Origin of the sequence: Lihuaxuella thermophila (assembly GCF_900110165.1) — a bacterium.
In the GTDB taxonomy this organism is placed as follows: Bacteria; Bacillota; Bacilli; order Thermoactinomycetales; family Thermoactinomycetaceae; genus Lihuaxuella; species Lihuaxuella thermophila.
The window spans coordinates 71,677-88,112 of record NZ_FOCQ01000013.1 but is presented as its reverse complement, the minus strand read 5'-3'; the positions used below and the strand labels follow the sequence as shown (position 1 = coordinate 88,112).

The 16,436-nt window shown below is 49.9% G+C and carries 19 protein-coding genes; 4 read left to right on the top strand and 15 right to left on the bottom strand.

The genetic code is table 11. The features are described from left to right. Window positions 1–140 precede the first annotated feature (140 nt). From pcaF to BMW55_RS14295, 10 genes are read right to left on the bottom strand one after another with little or no spacing between them, the layout of a single operon-like run. Window positions 141–1,352: a 3-oxoadipyl-CoA thiolase gene (gene pcaF / locus BMW55_RS14340; RefSeq protein WP_089970706.1), complete on the bottom strand. Its 1,212-nt coding sequence runs from the start codon at window positions 1,350–1,352 to the stop codon at window positions 141–143. A 30-nt stretch (window positions 1,353–1,382) separates the two neighbouring features. Next, the gene (locus BMW55_RS14335; RefSeq protein ID WP_244527578.1) at window positions 1,383–2,105 is read right to left on the bottom strand and encodes a 3-hydroxyacyl-CoA dehydrogenase family protein; all 723 of its coding nucleotides are present in this window, start codon (window positions 2,103–2,105) and stop codon (window positions 1,383–1,385) included. Beyond that, window positions 2,095–2,958, bottom strand: a complete 864-nt coding sequence (locus BMW55_RS14330) for a 3-hydroxyacyl-CoA dehydrogenase NAD-binding domain-containing protein (protein ID WP_244527577.1) — start codon at window positions 2,956–2,958, stop codon at window positions 2,095–2,097. Before BMW55_RS14330 ends, BMW55_RS14335 begins: the two co-directional genes overlap by 11 nt. After that, complete coding sequence (locus tag BMW55_RS14325) at window positions 2,955–3,272, bottom strand: EthD family reductase (RefSeq protein WP_089970700.1); 318 nt, start codon at window positions 3,270–3,272, stop codon at window positions 2,955–2,957. The genes BMW55_RS14330 and BMW55_RS14325 overlap by 4 nt, the downstream gene beginning before the upstream one ends. A 21-nt stretch (window positions 3,273–3,293) precedes the next feature. Then, the gene (locus tag BMW55_RS14320; RefSeq protein ID WP_170839954.1) at window positions 3,294–4,625 is read right to left on the bottom strand and encodes a phenylacetate--CoA ligase family protein; all 1,332 of its coding nucleotides are present in this window, start codon (window positions 4,623–4,625) and stop codon (window positions 3,294–3,296) included. Between the two features lie 35 nt (window positions 4,626–4,660). Then, complete coding sequence (gene paaD / locus BMW55_RS14315; RefSeq protein WP_089970697.1) at window positions 4,661–5,128, bottom strand: 1,2-phenylacetyl-CoA epoxidase subunit PaaD; 468 nt, start codon at window positions 5,126–5,128, stop codon at window positions 4,661–4,663. A 55-nt stretch (window positions 5,129–5,183) separates the two neighbouring features. Then, the gene (gene paaC / locus BMW55_RS14310; protein WP_244527576.1) at window positions 5,184–5,978 is read right to left on the bottom strand and encodes a 1,2-phenylacetyl-CoA epoxidase subunit PaaC; all 795 of its coding nucleotides are present in this window, start codon (window positions 5,976–5,978) and stop codon (window positions 5,184–5,186) included. A gap of 14 nt (window positions 5,979–5,992) precedes the next feature. Beyond that, window positions 5,993–6,361, bottom strand: a complete 369-nt coding sequence (locus BMW55_RS14305; RefSeq protein ID WP_089970691.1) for a phenylacetic acid degradation protein — start codon at window positions 6,359–6,361, stop codon at window positions 5,993–5,995. Between the two features lie 10 nt (window positions 6,362–6,371). Next, the gene (gene paaA, locus BMW55_RS14300; protein ID WP_089970688.1) at window positions 6,372–7,313 is read right to left on the bottom strand and encodes a 1,2-phenylacetyl-CoA epoxidase subunit PaaA; all 942 of its coding nucleotides are present in this window, start codon (window positions 7,311–7,313) and stop codon (window positions 6,372–6,374) included. A gap of 17 nt (window positions 7,314–7,330) precedes the next feature. Beyond that, entirely contained in the window at window positions 7,331–7,903 is a 573-nt protein-coding gene (locus BMW55_RS14295) for a TetR/AcrR family transcriptional regulator (RefSeq protein ID WP_089970685.1), read from the bottom strand. 246 nt (window positions 7,904–8,149) lie between these two features. Here BMW55_RS14295 and BMW55_RS14290 point away from each other — a divergent pair, with 246 nt between their 5' ends. The 3 genes from BMW55_RS14290 (at window position 8,150) to BMW55_RS14280 (ending at window position 9,809) form a co-directional block, all read left to right on the top strand. Continuing rightward, window positions 8,150–8,893, top strand: coding sequence for a MerR family transcriptional regulator (locus BMW55_RS14290; RefSeq protein WP_089970681.1), 744 nt, complete (start codon window positions 8,150–8,152; stop codon window positions 8,891–8,893). Further along, window positions 8,886–9,512, top strand: a complete 627-nt coding sequence (locus BMW55_RS14285; RefSeq protein WP_089970678.1) for a hypothetical protein — start codon at window positions 8,886–8,888, stop codon at window positions 9,510–9,512. The genes BMW55_RS14290 and BMW55_RS14285 overlap by 8 nt, the downstream gene beginning before the upstream one ends. 87 nt (window positions 9,513–9,599) lie before the next feature. Then, window positions 9,600–9,809, top strand: a complete 210-nt coding sequence (locus tag BMW55_RS14280) for a hypothetical protein (protein ID WP_089970675.1) — start codon at window positions 9,600–9,602, stop codon at window positions 9,807–9,809. A gap of 270 nt (window positions 9,810–10,079) precedes the next feature. Here BMW55_RS14280 and BMW55_RS14275 read toward each other — a convergent pair whose 3' ends face one another. The 4 genes from BMW55_RS14275 to BMW55_RS14255 form a co-directional block, all read right to left on the bottom strand. Next, a complete protein-coding gene (locus BMW55_RS14275) occupies window positions 10,080–11,207 on the bottom strand; it encodes a mandelate racemase/muconate lactonizing enzyme family protein (protein WP_089970672.1) in 1,128 nt (375 codons plus the stop codon). Window positions 11,208–11,428: 221 nt separating this feature from the next. Then, complete coding sequence (locus BMW55_RS14270; RefSeq protein ID WP_211663680.1) at window positions 11,429–12,262, bottom strand: hypothetical protein; 834 nt, start codon at window positions 12,260–12,262, stop codon at window positions 11,429–11,431. Between the two features lie 327 nt (window positions 12,263–12,589). After that, window positions 12,590–12,889: a hypothetical protein gene (locus BMW55_RS14260; RefSeq protein WP_089970663.1), complete on the bottom strand. Its 300-nt coding sequence runs from the start codon at window positions 12,887–12,889 to the stop codon at window positions 12,590–12,592. Window positions 12,890–12,947: 58 nt separating this feature from the next. Beyond that, a complete protein-coding gene (locus BMW55_RS14255; RefSeq protein WP_139179507.1) occupies window positions 12,948–13,292 on the bottom strand; it encodes a hypothetical protein in 345 nt (114 codons plus the stop codon). A gap of 265 nt (window positions 13,293–13,557) precedes the next feature. Between BMW55_RS14255 and BMW55_RS14250 the strand changes: the two genes are divergently transcribed. Continuing rightward, window positions 13,558–14,982: a helix-turn-helix domain-containing protein gene (locus BMW55_RS14250; RefSeq protein WP_089970658.1), complete on the top strand. Its 1,425-nt coding sequence runs from the start codon at window positions 13,558–13,560 to the stop codon at window positions 14,980–14,982. A gap of 664 nt (window positions 14,983–15,646) precedes the next feature. Here BMW55_RS14250 and BMW55_RS14245 read toward each other — a convergent pair. Next, entirely contained in the window at window positions 15,647–16,336 is a 690-nt protein-coding gene (locus tag BMW55_RS14245) for a DUF6273 domain-containing protein (protein ID WP_244527575.1), read from the bottom strand. Window positions 16,337–16,436: the final 100 nt, after the last annotated feature.

Below are 16,436 nucleotides of genomic sequence, written 5' to 3'. Positions count from 1 at the left end.
GAGGTCGTTTATCTATTCGTCCGGCCAAGAAGCAGGATTGACCGCTTCGGCCCCTCCCGGGCGGCAGTTAAAATCCGCTGTCACCAGAGACGTTCATACGATTTCTCTCCACTCCTGAAGTCCTTCGCCGGTTCTTTGTATCAGTCATCTGCCCGTTCGACCAAGGTCGCGATTCCCTGGCCCACACCGATGCACATGGTGGCAAGTCCGTATTTTCCGCCGCGCCGCTTCAACTCATGAACCAGTGTGGTCAGGATTCTGGCTCCGCTGGCCCCGAGGGGATGCCCGAGCGCGATGGCTCCCCCATTCACATTGACCCTGTCCGGATCGAGATCCAGTTGCCGCATGCAGGCCACAGCCTGGGCGGCGAATGCTTCATTCAGCTCGACCAGATCCAGGTCTTTCACGGTGAGTCCGGCTCTCTTCAACACTTTGCGAGTAGCTTCCACCGGACCGATCCCCATATAGTCGGGATGAACGCCGGCAACAGCAAAGGTGATGATTTTCGCAAGCGGTTTGAACCCCAGTTTGTGCGCCGTTTCTCTCTCCGCCAACAGCACGGCGGAAGCCCCGTCGTTGATCCCGGAAGAGTTCCCGGCCGTTACACTGCCTCCCCGGCGAAACGCGGGGCGGAGCTGTGCCAGTTTTTCCAGCGTGGTGTTGGGGCGGGGATGTTCATCTTTGTCAACGACCACCGATTCCCCGTTCCTTTGAGTCACAGGAACCGGCAAGATTTCGTCCGCAAACTTTCCTTGTTCCCAGGCTGCCTTTGTCCTTTGCTGGCTGGTGAAAGCAAATTGATCCTGATCTTCGCGCGAAATCCCGTACTTCTCAGCCACATTTTCCGCTGTTTCTCCCATGCTGATTGGATCGTACATCTCGGCCAGCCGCGGGTTGACAAATCGCCAGCCCAATGTGGTATCGACCAGCGTCTGATTTCCGCGGGCCAGGATCTCTTCCGGCTTCAACATGACCAGCGGTGCCCGGGACATGCTCTCGACACCCCCGGCAATCATGACATCCCCACAGCCCATCGCAATGGCGGCAGCGGCCTGATTCACCGCCTCCAGGCCCGACCCGCACAGGCGGTTCACCGTGCTTCCGCCCACCTGCTCCGGCAAACCGGCCAGGAGAAGAGCCATTCGGGCCACATTGCGGTTATCTTCTCCCGCTTGGTTCGCGCATCCGAAAATGACGTCTTCCACTTGTGCAGGGTCCAGCTCCGGGTGACGGTCGAGCAGACCGCGGATCACATGGGCGGCCAGGTCATCCGGGCGGACCGGGCTTAAACTGCCCTGAAAACGGCCGATCGGGGTGCGAACGGCATCCACAATGACGACTTCACGTCTCATTCCACGCCTCACCACCTTATTGTGAGAAAGCTATTTTCGATCATAGCGGTAAAATCCCCGGCCCGAAGCCTGTCCCAGGTAGCCGGCATACACCATTTTTCTCAACAAGGGAGCCGGACGGTAACCATCGTCCCCCATCTCCCGATGCAAGCCGGACAGGATGGCTACAATCTGATCGAGCCCGATCTCATCCGCCCATTCCAATGGGCCGGACGGGAAGTTGGTCCCCAGTTTCATGGCCAAATCAATATCTTCCGCGCTGGCAATCCCTTCGGACAGGGCAAAAGCCGCTTCGTTGACCAGGAGAGACAGGATGCGGGGAAAAACGAGACCCGGCTCATCCCCGACAACCTCAACTTGTTTGCCAAGTTCCTTCCAGAAGAGCAGGCACTGGTTCCAGACGTTTTCGTCATCGGCCTGGAAAGGGCGGCTGATCTCCACGGTTGTCATTTCACTGAGCAAGAGTGGGGAAAAGCCAGCCACCCGCTCCGGGTGCTTGAGCCAGGATGCGATTTCGGTAGCGGTCCGGTGCAAGGCCGATGTAAATACCGGCACCCCGGAGGGAATCCGGCTTTCCACCTGCACGAGTGTATGCTTTTTGACTTCATCCACGCCCGTTTCCACATCGATGACGGCGCGAATCTCCGACGAAAGCTCATCCGGCGTGACCACCCGGAAATGGTAATCCGTGAGAAAATCTTTGACTTCCCAAAACAGGGGGCCCCGCCCGATCAGTACCACACTATTTCTCATAGTTGTAATGCCCCTTTCCTGTCTTCCTGCCTAAGGCTCCCCTCTCCACCATCGCCTGTTGCAAACGATGGGGGCGAAAGCGCGGATCTTGGAAAAATCCTTCGTAGACAGAAACGGAAGCGGCAAAATTGATGTCGATTCCGATCAGGTCTTGCAGTTCAAACGGCCCCATTTTAAATCCCGCCGCGCGCAGGATGCGATCCGTTTGCTCCTTGGATGCCAGACCTTCCCCGATGATGCGGTACGCTTCCAGATGGAACGGCCGGGCCACCCGGTTCACCAGAAACCCTGGCGAGTCGGCCACTTTGACCGGTTTTTTCCCGAGCTGTTTCATCCAGCCGAAGACAGCTTCGGCCAGCTCCGAGTCCGTCTCTGCGCCGAGCACCACTTCCACCAGCGGCATCCGCGGGGCCGGATTAAAGAAGTGGAGCCCCAATACCCTCCGCGGGTGTTTGGTTGCCGCAGCAATCGAGGTGACGGAGAGAGAAGATGTGTTGGTGGCCAACACCGCATCCGGGGATGTAACCGCATCCAACTTGGCGAAGATGTCTTTTTTGATCTCCAACCGCTCCACTGCCGCCTCAATAATCACATCCGCCGTCTTCAGTTCGTCCAACTGATACACCGGCTGGATCCGGCTGATCACCGTATCCGCAAATTCCAAAGTGAATCTGCCTTTTTCCGCCTGTCTGACCAGCCGTTTGCGCAAGCCGTCAACCGCCCGCTCAAAAATCTCCGGTGAAAGCTCGGCCACTTGCACCTGATAACCGGCAACGGCCAGGACTTCGGCGATTCCCAATCCCATCGTGCCCGCCCCGATGACTGCGGGCCGTTGAAATGACCGGGGACTCACTGGCTCTCACCGTTTACTTCTTCCCCCACCATCATGGTGACCAGTTTTCCGGCAAAACCCATCAAATCCTTTGCGGCCGCTTTGCCTTCAGGACTTGCCATTGCGCTCTGAAGCGCTTCCATATTTTCAAAATACATGTCAGCTTGCAGATAATACGGGGACTCTCCACCCATCGGGGTTCCGGTATATTTCGTCACCGTCGCCTTAATCAGACCTGGCATTTTATTTGCAAGAGGAAGATGAGTTTGAAAATAATGTTCATCAAACGCTTTGGCATCCTCCGGCTGTTTGTACAGTGCAACTAACTTGACCATCATTCAAACCCCTTTTCTTGATCAGGATTGTTTGTTCAGCAATTTCCGGCGGTCGATGATGCGCACGGCTTTTCCTTCACTGCGCGGGATCGCCCCGGGTGCATAAAGCTTCACTTGGGAAGTGAGACCGAGAAGGTCTTTCAACTGGTGAGCAAAGCGCTTTTTCAACATTTCCGCCTGTTCGCCGGCCTCTAATTCTCTGCCGATGTGATCGTAGTAATCCTCCGTCACTTCCACCTCCACTGTGAGCTGATCCAGCCCGCCTTCCCGTTCCACCACCAGCTGATAGTGGGGAGCCAATTCTGCCTGAGCCAGAACAACCGGCTCGATTTCCGACGGGAAAACATTGACACCGCGAATGATCAGCATATCGTCAATCCGCCCTTTGATCCGGGACATGCGTGCATGCGTCCGCCCGCAGCGGCAAGGTTCACGGCTGACAGACGCCAGGTCCCCTGTCCGGTAGCGGATGACCGGGATCGCTTCTTTGGTGAGAGTGGTGAACACCAGTTCACCTAATTCACCGTCTGAAACGGGTTCCCCGGTGTCCGGATGGATCACTTCGACCAGGAAATGGTCTTCGGCAATATGGAGGCCGTCTTTGGCTTGCCAGCATTCAATGGCTACTCCCGGTCCGATCACCTCCGACAACCCGTAAATATCCAAGGCATGAATATCCCACATTTCCTCCAGTGCCTGCCGCATCTCTTCCGTCCACGGCTCCGCACCGAAAATGCCGTATTCGACCGAAGTGGCCCGCGGATCTTTGCCTGCCTGAATCATCGCTTCTCCCAGGCTTAATATAAAGGACGGGGTTCCGGCAATCCCGCGGGGGCGGAAATCTTCGATCAACAGGGCTTGTCTCGTCCGGTTGCCGCCGGATACAGGCACGGTGGTGACTCCCAAGCGCTCCGCACCATAATGCATCCCCAGGCCTCCGGTAAACAATCCGTAACCATAAGCGTTATGAAACACATCTCCCGTCCGTCCGCCGGCAGCCACAATCGCCCGGGCACATACATCAGCCCAATGATCCAGATCCTTTCTCGTATATCCGACAACAGTCGGTTTTCCTTTGGTACCGGAAGAGGCATGCAGGCGGACCACTTCCTCCTGTTTGACGGCGAACAGCCCAAACGGATAATGATCGCGAAGATCTTTTTTAACGGTAAAAGGCAGCTTCGTCAGCTCGTCCAATCCATTGAATGTATTCGGATGGAGCCCGGCTTCCTTCAATTTGTCCCGGTAGAACGGGACCGAGTGGTACACCCGCTCGACGGTTTCCTTTAAACGCTGGTTCTGAAGACGGGTGAGTTCTTTTCGCTCCATGCTTTCAATCTCCGGCTGAAACAAGGGCCATCCACCTCCATCCCCTGCTTGTGATTCTTTTATACCTTTTTCATGGCCTCAAACGGTTGGTGACAGCGCTTACAATAATAGATAGCGCGACAGGCTGTGGGCCCGAACAAATTCTCCACCATTCCCTCTCCCGAATCGCAGTAGGGACAACGAGGCAGAGCGGTCGGTTCGGCTGCAGGCGGCGCGATGCCAAACTCCTTTAATTTCTTGTATCCTTCCGGGGAAATGCGGTCACTCGTCCAGGGCGGATCAAAGACAAACCTCACTTCCACTTGCTCGACCCCTGCTTCCTGCAACAGACGCCCGCTCACATGTTCACGGATGATATCCAACGCGGGACATCCCACAAAAGTAGGCATCATCTCTACCTCTACCGTGGAACCCCTGATGAACACTTTACTGACCATTCCCATTTCCACGACGCTGACCGTGGGAATTTCCGGGTCCTTCACATCCTGCAATACATCCCACATCCGCTCCTCTGAAACAAAGCCCATCGTTCTCCCCCCTTCACCAGGGAAGATTTCTTTCCCTTCTCCGTCTGAACTGCCTTTACCAATTGGCTGCCGGATCCATGCGGTAAACCTCTGTCATGGTGGAGAGCAGCTCATCCAGCTCTTCACTGTGCTCCCCTTTCCGCCCATCCATCCGGGGTTCGGGGATTTCTCCCGGCCACATGAGTCCCGCTTCGGAAAAGGCCGCTTTCATCCGGCTTGTCCACCGGCGGCGCAGTTCATGAGTATCAAAAGAAATGATTCCGTGTTTCAGCAATTCCTGCTCATGCAAACCGAAGCTAAGCAGCCCTCCCAATTCCGGCCAGATGCTTTGAACCGCCTTTTCCAATCGCTCTTTGGCTTCGCCGCCCGCTTTTCCCAGCCGGGTAAACCACAGATGCATGTGCATCAGATGATAAACCTCTTCCCTGCGAATCTTGGCTGCTCCGTGAGCCAGCGGCAGGTAGCTGGAATCCGCGATCGCTTGCAGCCGGAGATCTTCGAACAGATCGTAGAAATAATGGCGCGCCACGGAGTAGGCCCAATCTCCATTCCCTCTCTCCAATAGTACGCCGTTGCGCCTTGCTTTGCTGCTCCGGTTGAACGCCAGGGAATCCGGATCTTCTTCGCCCAGCTCGTGCAAAAGATCAAAGAAGAAAACAGCATGTCCCACCTCATCTTGGGCAATGGAGCTGAAGGCCACATCCCCTTCGATGTCCGGACACAGCCCCAGCCATTCCGAATCGCGATGGCCCAACGTGAGCTCATCATCCGCCAGCTGGAACAGCAAATCCTTCAGAATGGTCAAAACCCTCTCATTTTGTTTCGCCTGTGCCGCATTTTCAAACTTCACTCGCTCTCCCCCCTTCATGCTTGTTTTTTTCGCTCTCTCGCTTTGCGCCCTTCTACATAGGCGACAATCTCTTCGAGGGTAATCGCTTTTTCTTTAAACATCCGCCACAAACGGCCATTTTCGGTATAACCGGCTACTTCGCGGTATTTACGGTCCATTTCCCGCGTAAAGAAGTCGGGTTCGTAGGGGGTGGCTGTGATCTGATCGCGCGGAACCACCCAGATGTTGACCGCTTTCTCCCTGCGCAAAAAATTTTCCCTTGCTGTTTGAATGGCCACATCGGGGGAGGGAGCGACCAGGCTGCCGACATGAACATGGTGCTCCGCTTGCGTGCGTTGGATAAACACTTCAAAGATGCTGTATTCCGTTTGCTTTTCTTCCATCCGTCCCACCTCACACCGCTGCTGTCGCCATCCGGGAGCGAATCATCGCTTCGCGCACCCAGCGTTGCCCTTCATGAGCGGTACGGCGCAGTTCCATCCGCTCCTTCGATTTCGGTCCCTCATTGTAGCGCACGATCCGCCCGAATTTTTCCCAATCGGGTTCCGTGTATACCCATTCTTTTTTCTCTTCATCGTATCGAAGATGGGGATCGGGAATGGTGAGCCCGATCGACCAGATGCGGGGCACATATTTATCCAGAAACTTTTGCCGCAACTCTTCATTGGTTTTGGTGCGGATCCTGTAATGAAGCATCCGCTCGGCAGCAGGAGTGACCTCCTTCGGCCCGAAGAAGAACAGCAGCGATTCCCACCAGTAGTTGAGTGCATCCTGCAACATCTGCTTCTGTTCTTCGGTGCCCATCGCCAGTGCCAGAATGATGTTTTCCCCGTGTTGCATGTGAAAGCTCTCTTCCGCGCAAATCCTTTTTAACACCCGGGCATACGGGGCATAAGACGTTTCCAGAAGCGCCGCCTGGTTGATGATGGCGGCACCGTCGACCAACCAGCCGATCACGCCCGCATCGGCCCACGTTTTGGCTTCCATGTGAAAGACATTGTGAAACTTGACCCGGCTTTTGTAGACGTCTTCCACGAGGTCTTCCCTCGTCTTGCCCAGCGGTGCGGCCAAATCTTCCGCTACCCTGAGCAGAAGCTGGCCATGCCCCATTTCGTCCTGCACTTTAGCCATAATCGCCAGTTTACGCCGCAGGGTGGGAGCCTTGGGAACCCATTCCTTTTCCGGATAAGCCCCCATAATCTCACTGACCGCATGCATGTGGATCAGTTTGATTAGCAGATGACGGTATTCATCCGGCATCCAATCCGTCGCTTCGATCTTTTCCCCCCGCTCGATCCGCTCCATAAACCGGGCGTAGCGCACATCCTCCGTCATTTTTTACCCTCCCTTTTCTATTTCTGAAAACCTCCGAGCATCATATCCACGAACCGGTCAGCGATCTCATCCGCGGATAGTTTCCCTCCCGGGGAATACCACTGATAGAGCCAGTTGCCGGCCGACAAAATGAGCAATCGGGCAAATTTTTGGTCCAGATCGCCAAATTCCCCTTTTTCCACTCCTTCAGACAGGATGCGCGCCCAGAGAGCTTCATACTCATCGCGCATCGCCTGTATTTTCGCTCTCCGTTCCTCGCTCAGGGCTCTCCACTCATGAAAAAAGACGGTGGCTGCTTCCAAGTTGTTCTCAATCACGCGGATATGGGCTTTTAAGCCCTGCCGCAACTTTTCAACGGCTGTCTGTTCACTTTCCACAATGGGCCGCAGCGATTCGAGAAACGCCCGCGCCCCCCGCTCGGTGATCTCATATAACAAATCTTCTTTGCTGTTGATATGCGCATACAAACTTCCTGCCAAGATCCCGCAGGCATCGGAAATGTCCCTGATGGTTGTCCCATGGTAACCTTTTTGGCTGAACAGCCGGCAGGCAATGGCCAAGATCTCTTCTCTTCGTCCTACTTTTGGCATAACAGATTCCCTTCTCTTAAAACAAGCGCTTGTTTGTTTTAATCGTAATAGAAAATTCTCATACTTGTCAAGGATATTTTAAAACTGCATGCGTTATTCCTTAGCGTTTCCAGCAACCACATGCAGAAAACCGGGGAAACGAAAAATGGTCCGATTGGGTCATTTTGTTGATGAAATCCCGCTTGAATCTGACGTAACGTGAGATTATAAAATAAACTTGCAGAAAAGAATAGAAGGGGCGTTTACATGTACAGCATCGGGGAGTTTGCCAGAAAAGCGCGTGTCACGGTCCGGTCCCTGCATCACTACGAAGAGATCGGATTGCTCCTGCCATCCGCGACAACCGAAGGCGGACATCGTCTGTATTCGGATCAGGATTTTATCCGGCTGCAACAAATCGTATTATTGAAGAGTTTGGGATTCTCCCTTCAGGCGATTCGCCAAATTTTGGACAGGGAGGACTCATGGGAAGATTCCTTGCGCACGCAGCTTAAAATCGTAAAAGAAGAGCAAGAACGCTTAAAACTGATGGAAAACGGATTAAAGGCTCTTCTCTTTTCTTATCAGATCGAAGGGAAAATAAAATGGGAAACTCTTTTCCAAATGTTTGAATACTCCAAGACGGCCCCTTCTGAAAGGGAGAAGGTTTTATCCCGGCAACTTTCCGGCGAAGAGATGGAGATTCTCAGCAAAGTGCCGAAATTGGATCAGGATGAGCTGGCCTTACAGAAATGGGTTTCCCTTTTAAAAGAAGTGAAATATCATCAACAGTTGGACCCGGGGTGTGAGCAGGCACAGCAGATTGCCAAAAAATTATACCGTGAAACCCTGGCATGGTTTGACGGGGATGCGGAGATGGTGGAAAAGTTCTGGGAAATGATTAAAAATCCAGATGAACATCTGCGCTTCTACCCTTTCGACGAACAAATGATCGAATTCATTGACCAAGCAACCGAGATTTACCTCAGGGGTGAACATGAACGTGTTTGAATGGATCGTTGAACATCGCTGGTCGTTGCTCATCACTGCCGAAGTGGTCTTCTGGGTGTCCACGCTGGCCTTTTTGATCTTGCGCTACGTCTTTCAATTGCACAAGATCAGCTACATCCTGTTAGCGGTTACGTTGCTGAATGAAGGTTGGATCATCGCGCTGGGAGTGATGGATTTTCAGCAAACGGGCAGGTTTTCCACTTATCTGATCATCATCGTTGCCATTCTCATCTATGCGTTGACTTACGGCAAACAGGATGCCAAGCGACTGGACCGGTTCGTGCAGAGAAAAGTGTTGGAACTCCGCGGGCAACCCGTTCCCGAAGCATTGCGCGCCTGGCGGAAAGAACAGCTGTATGGCTGGGCACATACCAAAAAAGAATTAAAAGGGTTCGCTCTTCACATGCTCGTATTTGTCACTGTTCAGGTCTTCTTTGCCCTCCGATACGGTATGACGGTACACCTGGGCACCCTGGCCGAAATGGACTTTTCCCGTTGGGGCGACTACCCGTTGTACGGTTCGCAGATCGCCAGCCAAATCAGCCAGGTCTGGATGCTGATTTTAATGATCGATGCGCTCATCACATTTTCATACGTCATTTTCCCGAAAAAGAGATAGAAGATTCTTTATTTTCTTCGCTCAATCCCATATTATACTACTTGTACGGGTCTTTTCAGAAACAGGCGATGAGGAGTGTTGGTCGGCATGTTTACGCGTCGCAACCGCAAGTACGTGAGCGAAGATGCATTCATGTCCTACAATTTCTGGTTGACCAATGAAGAAATTGAGCAAATTGAAGAACTCGCCAACAAGCATCAAACCCGGCCGGCCGCCGTGGTGCAGGCCATCGTCAAACATGCCTTAAAGCAGTTGCGGGAAAAAGAGAAAGTTCATCATGGTCAAACAACCGATTAAAAGAATACGTTCTTCACATCATATTGAAATGATTTCCTCTATTTTAAAAACAGGACGATTGGATTCAAGTCGTGTGGGAGTTGAAATTGAAATGAGCCGTCCTAACGAGTGACAGCAAAAGGCGGTCCTTTCCCGATTTATAACGAAAGGATGGCTCCTTCGATCTGCGACGCAAGCGATCGGGAAATGAGAACAAACATCCAGCCGGATCGCCCAAAAAAAGGACAGAGACCATTTCCGGCCTCCATCCTTTGTTCCCTCGACGAAACGTTACAACGTTTTCGTCCCGTATTTTTCGAGTTTGTCGTTTGATATCGTGCAACCGATCCCGCTTTGGCCAGACAGGGGGACGGTGCCCTTTTCCACTTTCAATCCATCCGTCACCGGGTCATCGGCGAGAAAGATCGGACCGTTGAGATCGACCGGGATTTGAATATCGAGATAATTAAACAGGTGGGCACTTGCCGTCAGCCCCAGAGTGGATTCGGTCAATCCGCCACCCAATAAGCCCAGGCCGGCCTCCCCGGCAATTTCACCACACAGTTTGGCTTCTGTTAAGCCGCCCATTTTGGTCACTTTAATCACCACCATATCACAGGCTTCCTGACGGATGGCCTGGATCAGGTCGCCGGCGGTCCAAATGCTCTCATCCAAGGCAATGGGGATGACGGTTTTTCTTCGCAATTCGGCGTGACCGTGCAACTGGTTCGCTTTCAACGGCTGTTCAAACACATCGACGCCGATCCGCTCCATTTCCCTGGCCAAGCGGACCGCCTGTGTCAGATCATAGGCCTGATTGGCATCCACCCGGAAGTACAGATCCGGGGCGGCTTGTTTGACTGCCTCCAAAATCCGGACGTCCTGCTGCGGATTCAGCCCAATCTTGACATCCACGGCGAGAAAGCCATTCTCCCTGGCATATTTCGCCTTTTCATAGGCAGTTTCCGGATCGTTGGTACTGATGAGATAAGACAGCCGGATCGAATCTTTAAATGCCCCCATCCAGAGCCGGGGCAAGGGTATACCGTGATGTTTGGCAAGCAAATCATGCAAAGCCATATCCACCGCCGCTTTGGCGATCGGCATCCCTTTATTCCATCCGGCCGCGATTTGCCGGTTCATTTTATGGTGAATACGGCGCAAGTCCCATGCCGGTTCACCCACCAGCACAGGTTTCAGATAGTGATGGATGGTTGTGGTCACCGATTCCAGTGTTTCGTAACTCCAACGGTGGCTGGGCCGGGCTTCTCCCCAGCCTACTGTCCCGTCCGAACCGGTCATCTTCACATAAACATGGGGGGCTCCCTGTTGCTGGTTCCCCACTTGCCCTCCCGAAATGGAAAAATCCGATTTCATCGGCAGTGTTAAGGCAAACACCTCAATATTGGCGATCTTCATTCTTTTCCACCTTCATTTTTGTTTTCTTCCAATGATGCCGCTTTGTTCCATTATTATTCAAAAAATTTGATCTACTTAGAGAATATATAGCAGGTGTTATGAAAAGACAAGTCTATTAAGGGTCTTTAAATCGATATAAATCTTCATGAAATATACTTATAGATACAGGGGCAGTAAAACGTTCTTGAGACATGGTGACACGACTCCCTTTAACCATTTATCTAAGACAGACGAGCGAGAAGCTTTCGCGCATGACGATGAAGAGGACCGGCAAGATCCATATAATCACCTTTATCGATTCGGCGAAGGAGGCGAGTGATCACATAAAGTTGGGCTAGGGCTCCTTCTGGAGTGTCGAGAATATCTTCAAAAGTTTTGTACACCCGTTCGGCAACTTCAGGAATAAGCAAACTATAACAATACAGTGTAGCAGCATCATATCCGGCTGGAGCCCTCCCCCAACCTTCCCAATCGAGGATGGTGAGCTGAGGGGACATTAAGTTTGCCCAATGAAGATCACCGTGGGCAGTGGTCCAACGAGTCACTTCAGATTCAACGTCATCACCGTAGAATACCAAAAAACGACGGTTCACTTCTTCTTGGCCTGTGATTGTACGCTCCGTTTGCCAACTGGAGAGCGTGTCCAGAGATGCGCGTAACTCTGACCACCAGAGGTCTGAGAGTTCCAGGCGCGATCTCAACTCCTGAGTGGGTGAACAGACTTGTCCTTCAGCAAAGGTCATTCGCTCCGCTCGTAATTGAATTTCTCCATCTTCCCACTCATAAACGTCAATTACATAAGGCTTCGGAATTCCTTTGAGTTTATTGGCGACAAGGTTCCCTTCCCACCAGTCTCCTTGTGCCCACCATTTTTTCTCGGAAACGACACGAAGCCAGTGTTTTTCATGCTTGCCACTCACTTTCGAGCCGATGGAACGATCATGCCAGCCGAATGTCGGCTTGCCATGCAAAACAACACGAAAATGATTAGCGGCTTTGGTTAATGCTTCATACATGTATGTTCTATAGTCATGCCAATCACCTGATGGCTCCATGCTACTCCTCCTAGAGAATTTTCACCGACTAACTTGGTGACACTTGATAGGCGAATAGACTTTTCGAACGCCCCGCCCAAAGCTCCTACAGGCAATGGACAGGACGTTAAGAGGTTCGATATAATGTAGCTGATAAAGTGAATGTTTTTAAGAAACCTTGTTTCCAGAATGAGGTTTCTTTTTTTGCTTTTTAGGCTGCCCGGTTGGTTTGCTGACCAGGACAGAATTCCCTCCTCCCAATTCAAACTTAGCCTCCTGGCGGCCCGGTGTGTCGCCTGATGATAGTCACCATGCCAGTCACCTCCCCTCAAATGATCCCAACTTTTCTTATCTCATTCCCCGAATCCGCAGAATAGCCAGTGTCATCGCCTGGTATTCCAGTGCTTCGCTTGATTGGGATTCTTTTAATCCCCTCTTTTCCCGACACATCTTGCAAACCAGCGTTTCCCCGCCCGGTAAGTCGACCAGGGCGCAGTCTCTTCGGTCGCGGAAATTCAAGCAGACCTGACAGAATGCCACGAGTGTGGTAAGACTTGGATGAGGCCCTTTCATGATCATGTCTCTCAATTCTTCTTCAATCTTATAAGAGAGTTGTTTGATAAATTCTTCCTGTTTATGGATTGACATCAAGCATCCCTCTTCATCTCAGAATAAAAATACAATTATTTGTATAATTATAACAGAATTACAACTCATCCAGTAACGGATTGTCTGGCGGGATTTGAGGAAGCCTTGTTGCTACTTTCCCCACAACTTGGACAATATTGCCGATCCGAATGACTTTCCCGTAATCCAGGCGAATTTCCGGATTCTCCCCGCTGGTCGTGTGAAGCGTGATGCTGAATGCCTTCCCAACTTCTGAGAGAGGAGTATACCGGAATTGGCAGTAAGAAACCACGTCGTTGTTTTCGAGAACATCCTCCATGTACGGCATCGATTGGGCAATGACCTGATGTTGCGGGTTGTTTTTAATGTCCCGGATGAAAGCGCTTACTTCTTTTCTCGGCCCTTCAATCCTCATTGTCAGCAATTTTACCACCTCTGAGAAATTTATAAAACAATTGAATGATTAAATATTGATTCTTTTCTTAACCGCATTATATAATATTCAGAAAAGTTAAGGCAAATTTCTAAATTCCACCCAAAAAATATTTATAAATTAGTCAACATGAAGTCTAAGACTGGAACATAACGAAATATCGCTCTTTAAATTAAAGGGTATTTCGTAAAAACGGTGAAAAATCGCACGGTTTAGCACAGAGGCAGGCAAAAATTTTTTTGAGGTGAATGTTTCGATGAGCCAGAATCGCGTGGATCGAATTGAATTTGGTAAATTTGTACGGGAACAGAGGAAAGCAAAAAAACTTCGCCAGGGCGATTTAGTCGATGAATTTCTCTCCCAACCCGTGCTCAGCAACATTGAAAGCGGCAAAGGGCAAGTCAGTGAAGAGAAAATGAAATATGTTTTGAAGAAATTGGGTCTTGAAGAAGATCTGACGAAATTCTATCTCCAGGAATCGGAACAGAATGAAGATTCCATGGATGAGGAGTTGCAGATCAAACTGATTTCCATAGAAAATACCATTAACTTGGTGGGGCCGGACAAAGCCTCGGAAGAGTTGCGGGAGCTTTCCCTCCCACCCAAACATCCGTTTCATGTTTGGGTGGAATATTTAAAAGGGAAGCTCTATTTACGAAAGAAAAATTGGAAAAGGGCTTATAACCATTTTTTTAACGTCATTCATATGATTGACCGGCACTATTCCGAAATGAACCACACGAACTTTAAAAGTGCCTGTTATCACAAGCTGAGTCTGATTGAATACCTGCAAAACAACTTCCATCAAGCGTGGAAATATTCCGAGGCAGCTTCCAAATATTTTGTTCCTGACGGAGAAAGAAAATATTATAAAGATATGATACGCATCAGCAGAGTGATCTATCTTGAAAAGTTGAACCGCATTGGAGATGCCCAAGCCGTATTGGATGACATCGCGTCCGACTCCCCCGCAAAATATAAAACGGAAACAGATCAATATCACAGCGAGAGCAAAGAATCGACACTGAATATGTATGAAATGCAGGCGAAACTGCTGTTGAAGGGAAGGAGACTTCCTCAAGCGATAAAGTTCGCTTTAAAGGGAATTGAGCTGGCTCGAATCGATAAAATGTATGATCGCTCATTTGAGTTATGGACCACGTTGGGAAGTATCTACATAGAGCTGAATAAACTGAATTTGGCAGAATGCTGTTTTACAACGGCTCTAAAACTGGAGAAAAAAATCAAAAGTGAGTACCTTCCGGCATACGTTTACACTCAATTAGGAATGTTGTACTATAAACAAGAAGACATCCCCGGTGCAGAAAGAAAATATTTTGAAGCATTAGAGTATAGCAGAAAAACCAATGATGTATATCACGAAATACAAGCGCTCATAGGATTAGGAAAGTGTTCGATTCAACGGAATAAACGGGATCAGGTTCTTTCTCATTTGAAAGAAGCTTTACGTCTTGCCGAACAACATTCTTTTGTAGATCAAAAAAACGAAACTCTTCTGATATTGGCTAAATATTTGCGTGAAATCGGTGATCCCAATTTTAAAGATTATGCTTTGGACTTTTTTTGCTCCTATGTCGAAACTCTTGAAGGAGGTGAGAGTAAAATGGTCATTAACGAAAATATCAAGCGAAATACCACCGGCGAGCCTCCTGACGATTAAAGTAAAAAACTCGCCTTCAGAGGTGAATGATATGATTGCCAAGCATAATTCCGGTGAGCCACCTAGCACTTAAAGTAAAAAACTCAGCAGAATTTACTGAGTTTCTTGCTAAATCTATTCCTTATCCCTAGTAGTCATTACTAGGGATATTTTCTCTTTTTCTATTTTACCATGCGTGGAAAAATATATAAACCTGGAATGTGTCAATCCCTTTTAATTTCATGTATATCGTTCCCTGTTAGCAAAAAAACGGATACCCATAGCCGAACTAAACTCAGACATCATTAATTCCTATTGTGCGAAGAAGTATCGGAATTACGTTGAAGAATATGAAATACAGTCATGTAAACTGTGAATTGAGCAGACTGATCACGTATCCCGTGTACAGCCTGCTCTTATTTTTTGGGAAGGCATCTGATGAAAAACAATGTTGTCACATTGAGCTTGTAAGATAGGGGTGGAGGTAGCGAACGTCGATTTCGGGTTCATTTCCCCAATAAATGGAAAAAGCCGCTGGGCCCCAAGCCATTTTGTTAAGCTACTATGGGATCGCTACATGGTTATTTGCGGTGACATGATCGTGTTAGACAATGAAATGCCCCGGTTTAGGGCACTCTTTGACCTGTTCGTTATCAGTGACAAGCCCTGAACGCCCCGCTTTTTATCATTGAAGATTAATTTTTAAAGCAGGACGCACACCATAACGGGATATACTGTTATTCGCATAGCTGCGAATACTGCCACTTGTACCGATAAAAAATGCACGCGAAGGCTTGTTTCCTTGTGTTCGCAGCCACCACCAGGAACAGCCAAACTCTTCGCCGTTTATGATGATATAGTTATCTTTGTTCGTTTTATCGTACACATACAAGTGGCATCCATCGGGTTTTTTTGTTTTGGCAAAGTCCGTTCCAACGGCGCGTCGCAAATCCTTGCCGTGTAGATCAGATAAATCCTTTATCTCGGTAACGCTAAGCAAAAAAACCTTATCCTCCGTATCCGGGCACCCTTCTCCGTTGTCCGTGCAATGAGTCGTTTTTATCAATTCCTGTTCGGCAGCATCGAATGCAGTGTGATAGAATTCGTTGTTCAGCCACTTGCGCAAATCACAGTCACGCCACGTAATATCCACGCAATCACGCCACTTAATATCCGCAGACTCGCCATGATACCGTCTGCAATCCAAAATATACTCGCTCAATATAAACAGCTCGCTCCCCGAATTTTGCAGCACCCGCCACTTGATCGGCGTTCTGTCTGAGCCATCCGCCGTCTGCGGATAAGTGCCAAAAGTAATGATTTCACCGAGCATTGCGCTCCGGTGCAGCGTGGGAGCAAGATGATCATTTTCCAATAAAATCTCCTCCTTTTGGTATCTAGCTTAATCGTACAACATTTATGCAAGTGCTAAGATAAATCCGGAAAATCCTTGATTTTCCCCAATAAAGTTTAGC

What these genes read in the sequence shown, in the direction of transcription:
- BMW55_RS14250 (WP_089970658.1), top strand. Translation starts at nt 13,558, where the DNA reads ATGAGCCAGAATCGCGTGGATCGAATTGAATTTGGTAAATTTGTACGG.
- BMW55_RS14290 (WP_089970681.1), top strand. Translation starts at nt 8,150, where the DNA reads ATGTACAGCATCGGGGAGTTTGCCAGAAAAGCGCGTGTCACGGTCCGG.
- BMW55_RS14270 (WP_211663680.1), bottom strand. Translation starts at nt 12,262, where the DNA reads ATGGAGCCATCAGGTGATTGGCATGACTATAGAACATACATGTATGAA.
- pcaF (WP_089970706.1), bottom strand. Translation starts at nt 1,352, where the DNA reads ATGAGACGTGAAGTCGTCATTGTGGATGCCGTTCGCACCCCGATCGGC.
- paaD (WP_089970697.1), bottom strand. Translation starts at nt 5,128, where the DNA reads ATGGGCTTTGTTTCAGAGGAGCGGATGTGGGATGTATTGCAGGATGTG.
- paaA (WP_089970688.1), bottom strand. Translation starts at nt 7,313, where the DNA reads ATGACGGAGGATGTGCGCTACGCCCGGTTTATGGAGCGGATCGAGCGG.
- BMW55_RS14335 (WP_244527578.1), bottom strand. Translation starts at nt 2,105, where the DNA reads ATGAGAAATAGTGTGGTACTGATCGGGCGGGGCCCCCTGTTTTGGGAA.
- BMW55_RS14295 (WP_089970685.1), bottom strand. Translation starts at nt 7,903, where the DNA reads ATGCCAAAAGTAGGACGAAGAGAAGAGATCTTGGCCATTGCCTGCCGG.
- BMW55_RS14325 (WP_089970700.1), bottom strand. Translation starts at nt 3,272, where the DNA reads ATGGTCAAGTTAGTTGCACTGTACAAACAGCCGGAGGATGCCAAAGCG.
- BMW55_RS14275 (WP_089970672.1), bottom strand. Translation starts at nt 11,207, where the DNA reads ATGAAGATCGCCAATATTGAGGTGTTTGCCTTAACACTGCCGATGAAA.
- BMW55_RS14260 (WP_089970663.1), bottom strand. Translation starts at nt 12,889, where the DNA reads ATGTCAATCCATAAACAGGAAGAATTTATCAAACAACTCTCTTATAAG.
- BMW55_RS14280 (WP_089970675.1), top strand. Translation starts at nt 9,600, where the DNA reads ATGTTTACGCGTCGCAACCGCAAGTACGTGAGCGAAGATGCATTCATG.
- BMW55_RS14305 (WP_089970691.1), bottom strand. Translation starts at nt 6,361, where the DNA reads ATGGAAGAAAAGCAAACGGAATACAGCATCTTTGAAGTGTTTATCCAA.